Source organism: Desulfosporosinus burensis, from assembly GCF_054657535.1.
The window spans coordinates 79,122-97,429 of the sequence record NZ_BAAHYN010000011.1 but is presented as its reverse complement, the minus strand read 5'-3'; the positions used below and the strand labels follow the sequence as shown (position 1 = coordinate 97,429).

Sequence of the window (18,308 nt, the reverse complement as noted above, 5' to 3'; positions counted from 1 at the left end):
GCACAGGTAAATGGGCTAAATCGGATTTTTGGTTTGTTATGAATACCTAAAAAGAGGAGGAAATTTAGGAATGGCTAACTATGCGGATCTTGCAAAAAGTGTTATTGAGGGACAAAAAGATCAGGTTTTGGATCAGGTTAAGAGCCTTATTGCAGCAGGGAACAATCCACTGGAAATCGTAAACGAAGGCTTAATTGCCGGTATGAACGTAGTAGGTGTTCGCTTCAAGGCTGGGGATATGTATGTTCCAGAGGTTCTCATGGCTGCAAAAAGTATGAGTAGTGGTCTAGAGCTGGTGAAACCGTTAATTGCCGCTGCTGACCAAAAGAGCAAAGGTAAGATTCTGCTGGGTACTGTTAAGGGAGACCTTCATGACATCGGCAAAAACTTAGTCGGTATGCTGATCGAAAGTGGTGGGCTTGAAGTTATCAACATGGGAGTCGATGTCTCAGCTGAAGACTTTATTGATGCCATTATTGAGCATGAACCAGATATTTTAGCGCTGTCCGCGCTGTTGACCACAACGATGCCTGCTATGCAAGACATTATTGAAATGTTGGAAGAAGAGGAGCTCAGAGACAAAGTGAAAGTAATTATTGGTGGAGCTCCCGTTTCTCAGGAATATGCTGACACCATTGGTGCGGACGGTTATGGTGCAGATGCCGGTTCAGCTGTAGAACTTTGCAAGAGACTTCTGGCGTCCAAATAATCGGATTCTTGTGCGAATTTGAAAGCTTATTTAAGGGGGTGGTTTGTCCACGCAAAATGGATTTTAGGTATATCCTTAGTGTTTCTTTTAATAGTCCTTAAAATATATGGAGGTGAGTTTTTTGACATTCAGAGGTATACACGCTGGTTCCACCCGCATGGAGGGGATCGGGCTGAATATGTTTACCAACGATGAGCTGTATGATGTCCATTTAGCGACCTTGGACCTTCTATGGGATGTCGGGGTAAAGGTCGAAAGTGAAGAGGCACGAGAGATATTCTATAGTGCTGGATGTACTCTTGACCGTACTACTAATATTGTAAAAATTCCTGCGTTCTTAGTGGAGGACGCGATTCGCTCGATTCCTAAGACCTTTAGAGCATGTGGAAGAAAGCGCGAGAATGATTGGCTCAATGAAGGGAATCGGACCGGATTCGTTAACTTCGGTGAAGCTATCCGTATGATTGACCCTTATACTCGGCAGCTTAGAAAACCCTTTAAAAAAGACGTGGATGATGTAACCCGCTTCTGTGAAGCGATGGATCAGATCATCGTCTTTGAAAGAGCTTTAGGTCCTTCGGAAGTAGACCCAGACGTTGCCCAAGTGCATATTGCCGAATCGTTCTATAACTATTCGACCAAGCATGCTTATATCGGGATGAATCGTCCTGAAAATATGCGAGCAGTCGCCAAAATGGGTTATCTTGTTTCCGGCGGGGAAGACAAATTCCGACAAAGACCCCTTTTCTCACAAAGTACAGACCCAGTTGCCCCCCTTGTCCATGCTAAGGGTGCAACAGATACTCTACTTCAAGCAATTCGCTTGGGCGTTCCGGCTAAAATCAATTCCATGGGATTAGCTGGCGGGACGACTTGTGTTAACCTAGCTAGCACACTTGTGACCCATAATGCCGAAATTCTAAGTATGTTTGTTTTGGGTCAGCTGGAAAAGAGAGGGTATCCTATGGTCTATGGAACTTCCACGACCATGATGGACTTGAGAACAACCGTGGCCTGCGTAGGAACTCCAGAGCTTGCTCTCTTTAGCGCAGCTTGTGCCAAACTTTCTCAATTCTATAATATCCCTGTCTGGGTCGCTGGGGGATAGACGGATAGTAAAGTACCTGATGCCCAAGCAGCCCATGAGTTTACCCTGACCGCCTTATTACCAGCGTTAGCAGGCGCTAACATGATATATGGTTTGGGGATGCTCGAAGGTGGCTTAACTTGGGACTATGCTCAAATGGCTATGCAGAATGAAATGGCTCGCATGATTATGCATACCATTAAAGGTATTCCGATAAGTGATGAGAAAATGGCATTGGAAGTTGTCCGTTCGGTAGGTATCGGCGGAGAATTCATTAGCTGTGATCACACTTACGCGCATTACAAAGAGCTATCCAAATCTGAATTGTTAGATCGCAGGAATCGTGAAAACTGGGAAGCAGCTGGCAGTAAGGATATTGTCGAAACTTCTTATGCTAAATCGATCGATATACTTGAGAACTACGAAAATCAGAATCCCCTTTCAGAAGATATCCAACGCCAGTTGAAAGATATTGTCTTAGAAGCAGAAGCTGAAACAACAGAAATCAAGGCGAAGGAAAAAGAAGCTAGAAGAAGACCTCGAAAATCAAAATTCTAACCGTATGAGAATAGTTCAATGTGTTTTTGGAGAAAGAGTCGATATAGTTATCGGCTCTTTCACTTCTTTGACTTACTTAAGTTAAAACTGACTCGATATAGGTGTTGGTTATAAGGCATATAAACGTAATTACTAGTAATAGGGCTTTCTTAGGGTTTATTAATGTATGGCACAGTTTTTGCAATAAGATATACAAGCCGGTATTTTTTTGACTATTCAATAATATTTCCAGAGTATTGAGTAGATTATTTTGCTAAAGATGGAAGGTGAGAGTTTAATCAAAATTGAATAGGTTAAATAAGCGATTCAATTGTAATTCAATATCGAAGGAGTGACAATGAATGGGTTATGCTGATGTAAGTCCATTGTGGTACTGGTTAGTTTTTATTGCCTACATTGTATTTCTGATCGCCGTAGGTCTGAATGCCTATAAAAAGCAGAAATCTACTGCTAGCGCGGAAGAAGAGCATAATGATTATTGGATCACAGGTCGTAGTCAACCAGCCTATATGGTGGGTATGTCTGTTGCTTCCGGTTGGATGCTCATAGGTATGATCACCTGGATGACGTGGGCCACCTACGATCTGGGATTATCCGGATTATGGGTCGTGGCAATACCATGGTTTCTCTCAAACATTTGGCAATTTTTAATGGCTCGTCCATTAAGAAGGATTAAGGCTATATCTCAATGCCAGATGCTGGAAAAGCGTTTCGGATTGCCAGCGAGGATCCTGTCTGCTCCCATTAATATCTTTTCTTATACTATCTGGTCGGCTGCTGAACTTTATGCTGCATCATTAATCATGGCTCCGGCTCTGGGAATATCAATCGAGGCAATGATTATTATCTATGCAATTCCAATTGCCATGTATATGTGGATGGGTGGTTTCAGGTCAGTCATCAATGCCAATGTAGTTCAATTCTTCATGGGTGCAATTATTTTGATTGTCACTGCAGTTGCGATCTACTTAACTGCAAATGGCATTGCAACTGCTCAAGGTACCACGGTTTGGGGTATGCTGCAAGCTCAGCCTGTCGTTAACAGTCTTGCCTATCCGGTTGACGCGGCTAAGAATTCAACCAGCTTTTTCGCCTATGTTTCATTATCATTCCCCTTGATTGTCATGCTTGGACTGGTACCGGGCTGGGCGGCCGCAGAAGATTTCTGGCTTAAAGCGCAAGCTGCCAGAAGTACACGCGAAGCTCGTCGAGGTGGAATATACAGCATCGCTTTCAATACCTTTATTATCGTTATACCCGCCGCAATAATTGGTCTTTTGGGTCTAATCGTGTTCCCGCCTGAGACTACAGACGGCGTCGTTGCTGCTGCTGCTGTTCTGGGGGATAAAGGTGCTTATAACATAATTTCTGCGTACATTAATAACTATATGCCTCCTTTGTTGAAAGGCCTGCTGATTTTCTTATTGTCAGCTCATACGATGTCTACGGTAGCCAATTACAGCAATATTACGGCTATGAACTTATCGTATGATGTTTTGCAACCTCTGGTATACAAAAAGAGGAACTGGTCTGATGCTAAGATTGTTAAATGGTCACGCTTGGTTACCGTGTTCATGATTGTACTCAATATTCTTCTAGCCTTACTCTATAACAGCCCAGTCGTGGGAGCGACTCTCAATGATGCCTACTTCTTGTCGTCAGGGTTGCTTACTGCCGGTGTCTCCGTGATGCTTTATGTATTATGGTGGAAGCGTGCTACACTTTTAGGTGTAATGTTAGGTGGATTATTCGGCACCATAGGAACCTTTACCTTCTTCATTCTGGAATACAAAGTATGGGAATTCTCTTATAACACGCCAGTTTGGGACTGGATATTCGGTGCCGGAGCAATGGCTAACTCCTACTTGGGTTACTGCGTCGTCGGTTTGGTTTGCGGTATAGCTGGTGTATTAATTGGTACTTACGCATCCCCACCGCCGTCCAAGGAACTGCTTGCTGCTATCTCGGATAAGCCTATTGATAACAATGAAGAATTCTTTGCAGGGATGCACCAGTAAACTACCAACGATTTAGGATTAAGATTTGGATATAGATAAAAATGGCTAAGGAATCATTCCTTAGCCATTTTACAATATTAATTAAGTTGTAATACGTTGCCTAAATCGATATAATTTTTTAAATGCTAACAATTCATTAACTCTATCTTGAGAGGAGTTTCAAAAAATGCTGACAGCTGATTTTTCGAGATTTGTACTTATTCCCTTATTCGTCCTTAATATGGGAGCAATGGTGATTACCTTGTATCTGAAAAAGAAGATTAGACCAGAATTCTCAGGAAATCTTAATAAACTTTTTTTTGTCGAAAATATTATTGGCCTAGTCTGCGCGATAGCCTTAGGTTATATTGCTTTTTTTGTTAATTAAGTGTGTGTGTTCAATATTGATATGAAATCTTATTTTCAGTTTAGAATTTAGAATCAATCCGTCGTTTTAAGGTCATTTTCCTCAGAAGGAAAATACTTCCGTATCAAACGACTGGCTTTGCTTTGACTAATATCCAGGGATTTGGCGACTTCATAGGAACTTCCCAACTCTTTATAGGCTTGTAAGATGAGGTTTTTTTCCACATCACATAAAGCATCTTCAAGAGAAAGCGGTTTGCCTGTGAAGGAGGGCATCTGGTCCATCGGATGATTTATTGAAGCGTGAAAGGATTTAGGCAAATCATATTCATCAATAACCTTAGCCTGGGTGATGACGGTTAAGCGTTCAATAATATTTTCCAGTTCTCGAACGTTGCCTGGCCATGGGTATTCAACAAATATATCGTAACATCTCTCGCTGAATTCGTGGTCTAGTTTATATTTTTGATTAAATTTTGCCAGTATTTCTTGGGCTAAAGGAATAATCTCTTCTTTCCGTTCTCTTAAGGGGGGAAGTACCAGCTCGAATATATTTAAACGGTAATATAAATCTTCTCTAAAATCTCCATTCGCGATCATGGTTTGCAAGTTGCGATTCGTTGCCGCTATTACTCTGCAATTGACATGTTGAATCTCGCGGCCTCCTACTTTGAAGTATTGATTTTCATGGAGTACTTGCAGAAGTTTTGCTTGCATACGAGGGGAAAGTTCAGCGATTTCATCTAGGAAGAGGGTACCGTCATTAGCCAATTCGATTAAACCGATATTTCCCTTAATATTGGCCCCAGTAAAGGCTCCTTTGGAATAGCCGAACATTTCGGCTTCCATGAGTTCGGATGGAATTGAAGCGCAGTTTACAGTAATAAATGGGCCGTTTTTGTTTGGGCTGTTATTGTGAATATATTTAGCCATATGTCCTTTACCAGAACCCGATTCTCCAAGCAGTAGAACCGTTGAATTCACAGCAGCGATTCGTCGGACTAGTGTCAGAAGGGATTCCATTTTTGAACTTTTGCATACAAACTCAGGGATCTTAGTTTCTTTCTCGCGAAGAACAGCAACTTCCTTTTCATATCGTTTTAGTAACTGAATGCTTTTATCTAATTCGTGTTTAATTCCTTCTGACTCAGTCACGTCTCTGGAATTTTCAATGATCATTTCAATGTTACCATCTGAGTCGAAGATTGGAGTGGCTGTCGTGAGCAATGTTTTACCCGTACATGTTTTTTGCTCGAGGGTAATGCTCATTTTTTTATCGATGGCAATGGGGCTCACTCGAGGACCCCAATATTTTTTTTCTGAAATTTCTCTGGATTTTTTACCAATGATTTCGGAGGACGTTACACCGTAGTGTTTCTCGCAGGCATTATTCACGTAAATGACAATTCCATTGGCATTTGTAACGTAGATCTCGTCGTGAGAATTGTCTAGAATTTTTTTCAGCATGTAAAAATCCAACTCTTCTAGTTCGGTACTCATCCTGCTTTACCCCCTATAATCAGTGTGTTTATTATATTAGTTTATGCAACCTAATCTTTAGGCAGATTTTTTCAATGTGAATCATTTATAACTTAATATTATTTTCGACTAAATACGTGAAAAACCTCTTAATTTTCACCTATTTGGATAGGTAATTATTTTATCATATTATGGGCTATCAGTGAACTCGTTCAACTAAAGTTGAACATCGAGTCTTCGGTGGGGGAGTATTGCCACCCACTATTGACAGTGGAATATTCCTAAGGCAACATATAGGTAGACAAAAGGGATTAGTTATAGTGGAGGTCAGGTCAAAATGCTCCAAAATAAGGAAAGTCCACTCATTTTCTCAAATGATATGATATCTGATGCGCAGGACATATTGATTACTAATCGTATTGCAGAGGAATTTTTGCGGAACCAATACTTAAAGAAAAATTTAGATACAAAATCGTTATGGGTACTGGGTATAGGTACCACCATGGCCGGTCCGTTTATTGGATGGAATTGGGGCTTGGGCGAAGCAGGGCCGCTGGGTATGCTAGTAGCCTTGATTATTCTTTCTTTTTGCTATTTAGTATTCTTTTTGATTACAGCAAAATTATCCGTACTTTTTCCATACATCGGGGGGCCCTATGCGTACGTTAGACAAGGGTTAGGGTCTTTCGGGGCCTATTGGGCCGGGGTTCTAACTTGTTTCGAATTTATTGTTGGTACCGCGGTTGTTCTGGCAGCGTTCAGAAACTATCTAACGTTTTTTAACAGTGAGTATGCCACCTTGTTGTGTATAAGCATATTTATCTTACTCTTAGTTAATTTGCAACTATTCAGTGCTAGTCTTATGACATTTGTTCATTACTGCATTACTTGCTGTGCGCTAGGTGTACTTGTTATTTTCTTCCTGGGAACTTACGAAACTGTACAAAGTACTAATCTTTTAATAGCAGCACCTTCCTCTTTTGGGTGGCAAGGAATATTAAAAGCACTTCCATTTGTGTCATTATTTTTTTTAGGCTTGGAAACTATAACAATGACGGCAGAGGAAGTCAGATTCCCTGAACGGAGTATGCCTAGGGGGCTGTACATTGGGCTTTTGACGGCAGTGCTAATTAGTTTTAGTATCTGGTATTTTACCGTGGGGTCGGTTGATTGGCAGCTTTTAGACGCCAGCGAATTTCCATTGCTATTTACACTAGAACATGTTCAAAGCGAGGATCTAGTCCTGTTAAGCACCTTCACAGTTTTGGGTTCAGTCGGATTTATAGCCGCGCTGCAAGGGTTTATAAACGGTTATTCCAGACAAGTTTATGCGTTATCAAGAGGAGGATATTTCCCATCCTTTTTAAGTAAGCTCCATTCCACAAGGAAGACTTATTATTATGCAATTCTTGTTCCTGGAGCAATTAGTTTAGGCCTGTCCTACATGGTTCCGATCAAATTTCTAATAGTTTCGGCATTCAGTTCAGCTGTTTGTGTACATTTGCTGGTTATAATTTCTTTTATCAAAATTCGTAATTCAGAGCCGGAGTTTTTTTATTCGTATAGACGGGTTTATTATTCCTTCCTGTTATATATGATTGTCGTCATATTGACAGGTATTTTATTTAGCTTAATTTATAATTATTTATTTGGGAATTGGAGAATAATAGTTTTTGCTTTGATTATTATCAATTTCTATTATTTTAAATGGAGTCTTAAGAGTATTCGGCAAGAGGCACCCGAAGAAGCGGCAGCCGCATTAAAAATGAGAAGAAACCGTATACGTTTTCTTAAATAGATTTAGTTTTCCTCGGTATTTAAGGAGTAAAAAAATGGAAGCAAAGAACCAATTTGAAAGTCAAATTGAAAAGGATATTTGTGATTTAAACCGATTAGGATATGCTCAGGAACTTTACCGTACGATAGGTGGATTTTCTAATTTTGCTATCACTTTTTCGGTAATTTCAATTTTAAGTGGCTTATTGTTTCTCTATGGCGACGGGCAACAATTAGCAGGAAATTGGAATATTTGGACGTGGGGTGTGGTCTGTTTTTTTCAGATAATCTTGGCGTTAGCACTCGGCGAAATCGCATCGATTTACCCCTTGGCAGGAGGAGTGTATAAATGGACAGAGCTGCTTAGTAATAACCGAAGTATAGGTAACTTTTGTGGCTATTTTTCTATCATCGGATGGATTGCCTGTACCGCTGGGATAGAATTCGGAATGGGGATATTTCTAAGTTATTATTTGGATTTGGATTACAAGAATCCATGGATAATAATGGGGATGACCGGAATAATTATTTTGTTGCACAGTTTAATAAATATATATGGCATTCGTATTGTAACCTGGTTCAATGATTTCAGTGTCAATGTTCATATAATTGGAGTGGTAATCCTAGTAAGTTTATTATTAATATTTGGCCAAAGGAATTCGGCTACTAACGCTTTTCTCATCAGAGAAAAACTAGATGGGAGTTTAGTTGCCCAATTCGCTCAACCGCTTCTCATGTCCGCATGGACTCTTATGGCTTTTGATGCTGCAGCTAGTGTTTCAGAAGAAAGTATTAATCCCTCTAAGGTTGTACCCTGGGGAATGTTTTATGCTGTAGTGGTTTCTGCATTTCTTGGTATGATCCTGTTGATTAGTCTTAATTTAGCTTTGCCAGATTTAAACCAGCCAGTTGATCCTAAAATGCCGTTATCACTTTATGTAATCAGACAGACAACAGGCCCTACCATATATAAGTTTATTATGGGTTTCATACTGATGGCTCAGTTTGCAGCGGGACTTTCTTCACAAACAGTATTAATACGAATTCTTTACTCTTTTTCTCGGGATGATGGGTTACCATTATCAAAACTCTGGAGGCGTGTTTCTTCTAGATATGATACTCCAATTTATAGCGTGTTTTTAGCGGCAACACTGACCTTTTTATTAAGCCTTTTGACCCGGAATTTATATTTTATTACTTCACTCAGTACTATGGGAATGTATTTGTCTTATGTCATAACGCTGGGGGCCGCAATTTGGGGCTATCAAAAAATCGAAGAAAACTACGGATCTTTTTATCTTGGTAAGTTTGGGACTAGTATCCGTCTAATAAGTTTCTTTTGGGCTCTTTTCATTGTGGGATTTATTATTTTTCTCTCTTTCGTGAAAACAGAAAGGCTTTTGTGGTTTTAACTTTGTGATATTTACCGCCATTGTTTACGATGAAAGGTGTGTGCTGAAATGCATATTAAAGAGAATTCCTTGATTCATAACGAGCTTAAATTTGATCAAATTATTGCTTTGGAAAAAATAACCGAACACGTGAAATTACATAGATCTTATCTGTATGTTCGCACTGAAATTGCTATTTTCAGTAAAGATAAAGGGGAAGTTATTTTAGTTGATAATGAGAATGAAAATTTTTCTGGAGAAATATTTGCGGATAATGAGTGGAGTGAAGAGGATAAAAAAACAATTCCTATCTATCTAGAAAATAATAAGATAGGAAATGTAACCATTGAGGGGAAAAAAGTTCTAGCGGAGAATTATTTTGAGGATATAAAGCAGTTTTATACAGGGAGGCCTTATTCATATTCTCCAGTGAATGATTTAGTTCCCGATGGATTTTTAATCATAAACTCTAAAGGAGAGATAGTGTCTACCAATTACACAGCCGACTGCATTTTATTTAGGCTGGGTTTTCGAGATTTATCTCTTAGCGAACTTGTTGTAGCAATGGGCTTTAGCAAAAGAGACATTGCCAAATACATTAATCAACCAGTTTTCCTGGCACTTAACCTATCTATTGAACAATTCGATATTATTTTGATAATTATTCCTCTTTTTGCTGGGGAGAAATTCTTGGGGGCACAGATGATTCTTTCAGACCGAAGCTCTGTGAAAAGAATAGAAAAGGAACTCATGGAAAAACATACTGTAATCAAAGAGATTCATCATCGTGTAAAGAACAATCTTCAAACCATTACCAGTTTACTGCGTTTGCAAATGAGAAGAACGAACTCGAAAGTTGTGGAAAAAATCCTGAACCAAAGTATTAATCGTATTTTAAGCATCGCACTAATCCACGAAGCCCTTTCAAAACAAAACTTTGAAGTAGTCAATATTAAACAAACTAGTTATAATATCTTACAAACAGTATTATCGAATATGGTAGATTCAAATCAAAATATAACGGGTGAAATATCCGGGACCGAGGTATTCCTTCCCGCTACCGTAGCCAGCAATGTTTCTCTTTGCATCACAGAATTGATTCAAAACGCAGTGGAACATGCTTTCATCACTCGTTCCGAGGGTAACATCCGGATAGCAGTGAGAGGAGGAAAGGACGAAGTAATCATTACTGTTGAGGATAATGGGATTGGGATATCTTCTGACAAAGTTCAAAATGGAGGCCAACTTGGTACGCAGATAGTTGACAGTATTATTCGACGTAAGTTGAAGGGGGAGTTTTCTTTAGAAAGCTATCGCTACGGAACTAAAGCTTGCTTGAGGTTCCCTAGTTCGTACCATGAGGAGGGTGAGAGAGATGAAACAATTAAGGATCGTACTGGCAGATGATGAACCTATTACTTTATTAGATATAAAAGAAATACTTACTGAAGAAGGGTTTATAGTAATAGGTGAATGTGAGGACGGAGTAAGTGCAGTTAACCTAGCCAAAGTACTTAAGCCGGATTTGGTGATCTTGGATATCAAAATGCCAGTGATGAATGGAATTGAGGCTGCCAAAATACTTAGCCAGGAGCGAATAGCTCCGGTACTACTTCTAACAGCCTACAGTAGTGACGAATTTATTAACCAAGCCGGAGCTGCTGGGGTATTGGCTTATTTGATCAAACCTGTTACCAAGAACTGTTTGATTGCCGCCTGTAAAATTGCCTTAAAAAGAGCTGAGGAATTCAACGTCTTAAGAGATGAGAATTTGAGCCTTCAGGATGCCTTAGAAACTAGGAAACTGATTGAACGAGCTAAAGGACTTTTGGAGAAAAAATATTTATTAAGTGAGGAAAAAGCATTCAAAAAAATTAGACAAATAAGCATGGAACAGAATAAATCTATGAAAAATGTAGCAAAGGCAATTATTCTGAGCTTATCATAATGATTAGAAAAACCATTATTAGGATTACCTGCGTGCGAAAAATGTGCGAAGCTGCTTCAGTCGGGCTCTTCGTTTGGTGATTGACACTTGTTAAAAAGTGTGCTATATTGTGTTCAATTTCAAACTCATTGTGAATAAACTAATAATTCAATGGTAAACAGTGGATAGTCAAAGCGGAAAATTGTATAGTTATCAGGAATAATGTCGTTCCTGACGAGGGTGCTGAAATCCTCATAATCCGGTCAAATACTTGACCGGATTATGAGGATTTTTTTTATTTATAAGGGTAAAAGATTTGCGCAAATAGTTTAGACGCAGATTTTAGATATTACACTGAAGGAGGGTAGTACAGGTTAAGGGACAAAAAAGAGAAAAATTTGAGGAGGTTTATCATGGCGCAATTTGGAAATTATATTCTTTACATCATCATGGCCTGCGCGGTGGCAGGGGCTTTAGCTTCCATCCTTAAAGAAGAATCGGCTTTAGGGAAAGAATTTCTGGAAGGTTTATATTCTATCGGACCAATTTTTGTTCCGGTAGCCGGCATTATGGCGTCCGTTCCATATCTGGCGCTTTTTGTGGAAACTGTATTTGGTCCTCTTTTTGGCGCCGTTGGCGCAGATCCCGCCATCGCTGCTACAACTTTTATTGCGGTTGACATGGGCGGCTATCAGTTGGCGGACGTATTGGCGACTACTCGTGAAAGCTGGATCATGGCAATGATCACTGGCTACATGGCGGGTGCGACCATCGTTTTCAGTATCCCTGTCGGCTTGGCTATGTTGGAGAAAAAAGATCATAAATATATGGCGCTTGGGGTGATGTCCGGGATTCTCACAGTGCCCATCGGTGTATTTATCACCAGTACTATTCTGGCTCTAAGCAATGCCAAAGTTCGTGATATCATCACCACAGATGGCGAATCCACTTATCAACTTGCTTTAAGCTTCGGAACCATTTTTGCTAATCTAGTGCCGCTGATTGTTATTTGCGGGGCTATTGCTATCGGATTGAAACTTATTCCAGAGAAAATGATCAAAGGGTTCATGTTCTTCGGCAAATCGATGGATACTGGGATTAAACTGGTTCTCGTTTTTTCCATCGTCGAATATTTCACAGGTGCTTTCTCTAGCGTTTTAGGCGTCTGGGGATTCGACCCTATTATCGCCGATGCGGATGACCAGTTCCGTGCTTTAGAGATAGCGGGCTACATTGGGATTATGTTAGCCGGAGCATTTCCCATGGTGTATTTAATTAAAAAGTATTTAGCTAAGCCATTGGAAGCTATCGGCAGTAAATTTGGTTTCAGTTCTATTGGTAGCGCTGGGATTCTTGCCGCAGCCGCCAACATTCTGGCTTTATTCAGGATCATCAAAGATATGCCGGCTGCTGATAAAGTGAAATGTATTGCTTTTGCTGTCTGCTCCGCTTTCCTATTTGGGGATCACTTGGCTTTCACAGCAAACTTTCAGCCGACGATGATCCTACCGGTGATGATCGGTAAACTCAGCGCCGGGTTGATTGCCGTGGGATTGGCCATCTGGCTCTCGGTACCGCAAGCGATTAAATTGGAAATAGAAGATAAACTTGCCGAATCACAAAAATAATTGCCAGGCAGAGTGAACTCGTTCAGCTAAAGCTGAACATCGAGACTTCGGTGATGAAAGCTTTCCGTAACGATAGTCTCCGGTGGAGAGTATCGCCGAAGCGCACGGCCCTTAACGAATACTATCGCGCTGAGGATTGGTTTCGCCGAGCCGCCTAATTCCAAAAGGAATACTTTGACGGCGAAGGAGGACTCTACCCACCGAAGAAGAATATAAAACACCCACTTATTAAAGGTGGGTGGCTCGGAATTGATAAAAAAACTAGAAATGAAGGAACGTGCTCTGCGCTAAATGTATAGTGCGGAGCACGTATAAATGAGTGAAATATGGTTCATCGAAGTCATAAATGACTTAGGCGTAGCAGCCTTGTATTGATGTTCTTGCTTGATATTTTTGGTTTAATAAAGGACTTGTACAAGGGTATGGGTTCTTACTTCAATATCGTGTTATAGTTTAATTGGCAGGCATCAAAGGTTTGGAGTTTTTATTTTACTATCAGAAAGTATAAATTTCGGGTAAGCATAAGTGCAACTAAGGCGGCCGCCTTCGCCAAGGCTTGGCGCCAGCCAAGTTTTCTTTAAGTGGCACAGTTTTTGCATTAATATTTAAGTTGCGAAGGTTAGTGAGAGAGGACTGTTCTACAGCTGCTTTTATTAGTAATAAAAGACTAGCATCCTAGGACAATTTTTAAAAATCTTAATTGTAGGGAATACAGCCGTTGACACAACGGCTTATGAGTTATAGCTTTAAACTAGAGCAATCACTAAATTAGGTCGCTGAGTAGAAACGATGTATTCCAAGTGATAATTGATGTAATGAAGGGGGAAAAACACAAATGGCTATAAGAGCAGATCTCGTAGCACTAGGAATGGTAGAAACCCGTGGAATCGTAGGAGCCATCGAAGCGGCCGATGCCATGGTCAAAGCAGCGAATGTCACCCTAATCGGGAAAGTAAAAGTAGGAGGCGCCTTAGTCACGGTCATGGTCCGAGGAGATGTCGGAGCCGTAAAAGCCTCGGTTGATGCCGGAGCCGCCGCAGCCGAGAGAGTCGGAGAACTCGTCAGCTGTCACGTGATCCCGCGCCCGCATCCGGAACTTGAAGCCATCCTACCTAAATTACCAGTTATCGAAGAAAAGCCAAAAACTAAAAACGTCGAGAACACCAAATAAATCGTCGGAACTAAAATAAACGTCCGGCATTAATAGGGAGGGTTACCATGATAGAGCCCCTTAAGCCAAAAGTATTAGCCGTCAGATTAATCCCCAATGTCGCCCCAGATCTCGCCGAGAAATTGGGCCTCACGGGCTATCAGCGTTCCATCGGTATGATCACTGCCGACATCGATGATTCGACCTACGTCGCCTTAGACGAAGCCACCAAAAAAGCCGAAGTCGAAGTCGTCTATGCCAAAAGCTTCTATTGTGGAGCGGCACGAGCCTCAGGACCCTTATCCGGAGAAATCATCGGAATCTTAGCCGGGCCGAACCCAGCCGAAGTGCGAGCCGGAATCGATGCCTGCATCGACCACCTCGAAAACGAATGCTGGTTCTACACCTGTGACGGAGGGAAAACCGCATTTTTCCCACACACTGTCTCTCGAACTGGAAGCTACCTCTCCAAACTGGCAGGAATTCCAGAAGGCGAAGCGCTATCCTACCTGATCGCGCCGCCGATTGAAGCCATGTACGGCTTAGACGCCGCCTTAAAAGCCGCGGAAGTCACCATGAAAGCCTTTTACGGCCCACCGACCGAAACCAACTTTGGTGGCGGGCTCTTAACCGGCTCGCAAAGCGCTTGCAAATCCGCCTGTGATGCCTTCCAGAGAGCGGTCATCGACGTCTGTGAAAACGGCCTGAAATTTTAGCAAAAGGGAGGTGCCGCTCGTAATGGAACTCGATCGAGACCTATGTTCCTTACAAGAAGCCCGAAATTTAGTGCGAGCTGCGCGCAAAGCCCAAGAAGCCCTCAAAGACTTCACGCAAGAACAAGTCGATCACATTATCGACCTGATGCGTGAAGCTGGTGAAGCCAATGCAGCGAGGTTAGCCATGATGGCTGTCTCTGAAACGGGCATGGGAAACTACGAAGACAAATGCTTTAAAAACTACTTTGCTTCCCGAACCCTGTACGATTTTATAAAACCCATGAAAACCGTGGGAATCATCCGAGAAGACCGCGAACAAAAACTCTGGGAAATCGCCGAACCTGTGGGCGTCATCGCAGGGATCATCCCCACGACGAACCCCACCTCAACCGTGATCTACAAAGCCATGATCGCCCTCAAAGCTCGCAATGCGATCGTGTTTTCCCCGCATCCCAGCGCTGTACGCTGTACGAATGAAGCTGCGAAAATCATGCACCAAGCGGCTGTGGCTGCGGGAGCACCTGAAGGCGTGATCGGCTGCATCCTGAACGTCTCCATGGGAGCCACGAACGAACTCATGAAACACCCCAGCATCGCCATGATTCTAGCCACCGGTGGAAGCGCCTTAGTCAAAGCAGCCTATAGCAGCGGAAAACCTGCCCTCGGCGTGGGCCCTGGCAACGTACCAGCCTTCGTAGAACGCAGTGCCGACTTGGCCAAAGCCGCCGAATACATCGTGATGGGAAAAACCTTTGACAACGGAACCATCTGTGCCTCGGAACAAGCCATCGTCGCCGAAGAGTGCATCGCCGACGAACTCATTAACCACCTCAAACGCTTTGGTGCGCACTTCCTCGACCCTGAAGAGGTCACCAAAGTCTCCAAAGTCGTTATGCTCTCCAATGGAGGGGTCAACCCCAAAGTTGTCGGAAAAGACCCAAAATTCGTCGCCCAAATGGCAGGCATCAGTATCCCCGAGCGAACTCGATGCTTAGTCGCCCCCTTAACCGGCGTCGGCCCACAATGGCCCTTATCGTACGAAAAACTCACCACGGTCTTAGGCTTTTACCGAGTCGCCGATTGGCATGAAGGGTGCGAACGCTGCTTTCAACTCTTAGAAGCGGGTGGAGTGGGTCATAGCCTGGCCATCCATTGCAATAATGAAGAAGTGATCCGAGAGTTTGCGCTCAAGAAACCCGTCAACCGAATCCTCGTTAATACCCCAGCCGCTATGGGAGGCGTCGGAGCCACCACCGGCCTAGCTCCCTCGTTCACTCTGGGTTGCGGAACTTGGGCAGGCTCCAGCGTTTCAGAAAACGTCACCCCCCAGCACCTCCTCAACATCAAACGAGTCGCCTGGCATCTGGGCATACCCGAACGCAAACCCGTTGAACCTATGAAAACCAAGGGAAGCAGTGAGAGAGCCCAGAACCAAAACCAAGTACAAACGCCGCAAGTCGATGCTCAGTTGGTGCAAGAAATCATCAACCAAGTCCTGCAGCATTTAAACGGCATGAAATGCTAGGGTAAAACCGTGATTGATTAAGATTGAACCTCAAGCATTGCTTCATAGATCCTCGATTTTACACTTAAAATTAATTAATATCGAGCCTCGAGCATCGAACCTCGAGCCTCGAATACAGGAGGGAACAAAATGGCACAAGATCGAAGTGTAATAGCACTCGGAATGATAGAAACTAAAGGATTAATCCCAGCGATCGAGGCAGCCGACCAAATGTTAAAAGCAGCGAATGTCACCTTATGCGGAAAAGAACACGTCTCCGGTGGACTGGTCTCAGTTATGGTACGAGGAGATGTCGGAGCGGTGAAAGCGGCCGTCGATGCAGGAGCCTCAGCTGCCCAACGAGTGGGAGCCCTGCTCAGCGTCCACGTCATCCCGCGTCCCCACCAAGACGTTGAGTTCATACTACCCGTCGGCGATAACAAAGGCTATGGAGAAAAATAAAGAAACACTCATTGAAGTAGGCGACTTGAAAAAAGGTAAACGGGAAGTCAGATCGTTAATATTTGAAGTCGGTCGACTCTGACCTCTGGCTTCAGACCTCTGATTTCTGTAATGGGGTGAGGACTTGATCGTCACAGAGTATGAACTAAGAGCCAATTGGCACAAAACCAAGGATAAACTGATGATATTACCGCCTGGAAGTGTGATAACCCCATCGGCAAGGGATTTTATTCGCTCGAAGGGAATCGAGGTCCAAATCGAAGGAAATGGGCTTCAGGACCTCAACAGGAGTATCTTTTCCACTGCAACTCAAAGCATGGGAAGATATAACCCCAAATCCTTCGAATCGAATACCCTTTTGGAAACACAAGCTAAGACTAATACCCATACCCATACTAATACTAATACTAATACTAATACTAATACTAATACTAATACTAATACCAATACCAATATTCCTTCAGGAGTTAAACCCGAACACATGACCCATTTGCGCACAGGAGCCTTAGTCACCAAGACACATCCGGTGATTGCCTATCGAGGACAACTGGACCTCTTTCAATGTGAACTCGTTGAAGCCCAAAGCTACTTTCAACGCGAAGGAGAAGACGGACTTATTCTAAAACTAGAAGAAATCTCCGTCTTTTGCCGACAACTCATGGTCAGTGAAGTAAAGCAAGAGCCCTTTCAATGGACCACGTTAATCGGGCTGACGCTAGAAGAACTGCGGGACCGATCCCATCATCCCAAAAAATATTTTGGGATCGATCATACCCCGCTGAGCTATACTCATGGAGCTATAGTATCAAAACTTCACCATTTAAGAGCTAAGTCACGAGAAGTTGAACTTTACGCCAATCGAGCCTTCACCGACGAAACTGGGACATGTAGCCGAACGGATCTGATCCAGGCCTTAAACCGGCTATCCAGTGCCTTCTATATTCTGGCCTGTGAAGTGCGGGGACGAATAAATCCACAGCATGAAGTAAAAAAAGTCCCTTTAGGAACCTCGAATCGCCATATCCACCTTTCCCAGACCGACTTAGAGAGCCTCTTTGGTGAAAACTATAGTTTAACCGTTCAAAAAAAACTCTCCCAACCCGGACAGTTCGCAGCTCAAGAAACCGTCAACTTAGTTGGACCCAAAGGAAGGCTGGAGAAGGTACGAGTATTAGGTCCTGTAAGAAAAAACACGCAAGCAGAAATCAGCGTCACGGATTGTTTTAAATTGGGAATCAAGCCCGTCATCCGAGATTCTGGGCAACATGAAGGAACCCCTGGTCTTCAGATTGTTGGTCCAGTCGGTAAAGTCGAGCTTGAAGCAGGCGTCATGGTAGCCAGCAGGCATATTCACCTCCACACCGATGATGCTAAAGAGTGGTCACTAAAGGATGGAGACCGAGTGTGCGTAAAAGTCGAAAGTCGACGTCCGATGGTCTATGAAGATGTGTTGATCAGAGTCAGTGACCAATACCGTAAAGAGATGCACCTGGATCTCGATGAGGCCAATGCGGCCCTCCTCGATCCTTCGAGCCAGGGGAAACTCATGGAGGTATGA

Annotated in this window: 14 protein-coding genes and 1 pseudogene; 14 read left to right on the top strand and 1 reads right to left on the bottom strand. The window is 42.7% G+C overall.

Annotated features, from left to right (window positions below):
- Positions 1 to 70: 70 nt before the first annotated feature.
- The 4 genes and pseudogenes from ACYQ3Q_RS19225 to ACYQ3Q_RS19210 all read left to right on the top strand — a co-directional run bounded on the left by ACYQ3Q_RS19225 (position 71) and on the right by ACYQ3Q_RS19210 (position 4,739).
- Positions 71 to 709, top strand: a complete 639-nt coding sequence (locus ACYQ3Q_RS19225) for a cobalamin B12-binding domain-containing protein (RefSeq protein WP_459930129.1) — start codon at positions 71 to 73, stop codon at positions 707 to 709.
- Between the two features lie 106 nt (positions 710 to 815).
- A pseudogene (gene mttB / locus ACYQ3Q_RS19220) lies at positions 816 to 2,354 on the top strand ([trimethylamine--corrinoid protein] Co-methyltransferase).
- 341 nt (positions 2,355 to 2,695) lie between these two features.
- Positions 2,696 to 4,372, top strand: coding sequence for a sodium:solute symporter family protein (locus ACYQ3Q_RS19215; RefSeq protein WP_459930128.1), 1,677 nt, complete (start codon positions 2,696 to 2,698; stop codon positions 4,370 to 4,372).
- Between the two features lie 166 nt (positions 4,373 to 4,538).
- Positions 4,539 to 4,739: a hypothetical protein gene (locus tag ACYQ3Q_RS19210; RefSeq protein WP_034145239.1), complete on the top strand. Its 201-nt coding sequence runs from the start codon at positions 4,539 to 4,541 to the stop codon at positions 4,737 to 4,739.
- Between the two features lie 53 nt (positions 4,740 to 4,792).
- Here the strand turns inward: ACYQ3Q_RS19210 and ACYQ3Q_RS19205 are convergent, their stop codons facing one another.
- Positions 4,793 to 6,217, bottom strand: a complete 1,425-nt coding sequence (locus tag ACYQ3Q_RS19205) for a sigma-54 interaction domain-containing protein (RefSeq protein ID WP_459930127.1) — start codon at positions 6,215 to 6,217, stop codon at positions 4,793 to 4,795.
- 316 nt (positions 6,218 to 6,533) lie between these two features.
- On the opposite strand from ACYQ3Q_RS19205, the gene ACYQ3Q_RS19200 reads away from it, so the two are divergent.
- From ACYQ3Q_RS19200 to pduL, 10 genes are all read left to right on the top strand, one after another.
- Entirely contained in the window at positions 6,534 to 7,994 is a 1,461-nt protein-coding gene (locus ACYQ3Q_RS19200) for an amino acid permease (RefSeq protein ID WP_459930126.1), read from the top strand.
- 34 nt (positions 7,995 to 8,028) lie between these two features.
- Entirely contained in the window at positions 8,029 to 9,384 is a 1,356-nt protein-coding gene (locus ACYQ3Q_RS19195; RefSeq protein ID WP_459930125.1) for an APC family permease, read from the top strand.
- A gap of 48 nt (positions 9,385 to 9,432) precedes the next feature.
- Positions 9,433 to 10,770 carry a sensor histidine kinase gene (locus ACYQ3Q_RS19190; protein ID WP_459930124.1) on the top strand — a complete coding sequence of 446 codons (1,338 nt, stop codon included), beginning with the start codon at positions 9,433 to 9,435 and terminating at the stop codon, positions 10,768 to 10,770.
- The gene (locus ACYQ3Q_RS19185) at positions 10,739 to 11,311 is read left to right on the top strand and encodes an ANTAR domain-containing response regulator (protein WP_034145243.1); all 573 of its coding nucleotides are present in this window, start codon (positions 10,739 to 10,741) and stop codon (positions 11,309 to 11,311) included. The genes ACYQ3Q_RS19190 and ACYQ3Q_RS19185 overlap by 32 nt, the downstream gene beginning before the upstream one ends.
- Before the next feature lie 392 nt (positions 11,312 to 11,703).
- Complete coding sequence (gene eutH / locus ACYQ3Q_RS19180) at positions 11,704 to 12,918, top strand: ethanolamine utilization protein EutH (RefSeq protein ID WP_459930123.1); 1,215 nt, start codon at positions 11,704 to 11,706, stop codon at positions 12,916 to 12,918.
- 835 nt (positions 12,919 to 13,753) lie between these two features.
- Positions 13,754 to 14,089: a BMC domain-containing protein gene (locus tag ACYQ3Q_RS19175; RefSeq protein WP_034145001.1), complete on the top strand. Its 336-nt coding sequence runs from the start codon at positions 13,754 to 13,756 to the stop codon at positions 14,087 to 14,089.
- 47 nt (positions 14,090 to 14,136) lie between these two features.
- Positions 14,137 to 14,784, top strand: coding sequence for an ethanolamine utilization microcompartment protein EutL (gene eutL / locus ACYQ3Q_RS19170; RefSeq protein WP_459929338.1), 648 nt, complete (start codon positions 14,137 to 14,139; stop codon positions 14,782 to 14,784).
- Positions 14,785 to 14,806: 22 nt separating this feature from the next.
- Positions 14,807 to 16,309 (top strand): acetaldehyde dehydrogenase (acetylating), encoded by a 1,503-nt coding sequence (locus ACYQ3Q_RS19165; protein WP_459929339.1) that lies wholly within the window; start codon positions 14,807 to 14,809, stop codon positions 16,307 to 16,309.
- Between the two features lie 129 nt (positions 16,310 to 16,438).
- Positions 16,439 to 16,750 (top strand): BMC domain-containing protein, encoded by a 312-nt coding sequence (locus tag ACYQ3Q_RS19160; RefSeq protein WP_034145246.1) that lies wholly within the window; start codon positions 16,439 to 16,441, stop codon positions 16,748 to 16,750.
- Positions 16,751 to 16,874: 124 nt separating this feature from the next.
- Positions 16,875 to 18,308: a phosphate propanoyltransferase gene (gene pduL / locus ACYQ3Q_RS19155; RefSeq protein WP_459930122.1), complete on the top strand. Its 1,434-nt coding sequence runs from the start codon at positions 16,875 to 16,877 to the stop codon at positions 18,306 to 18,308.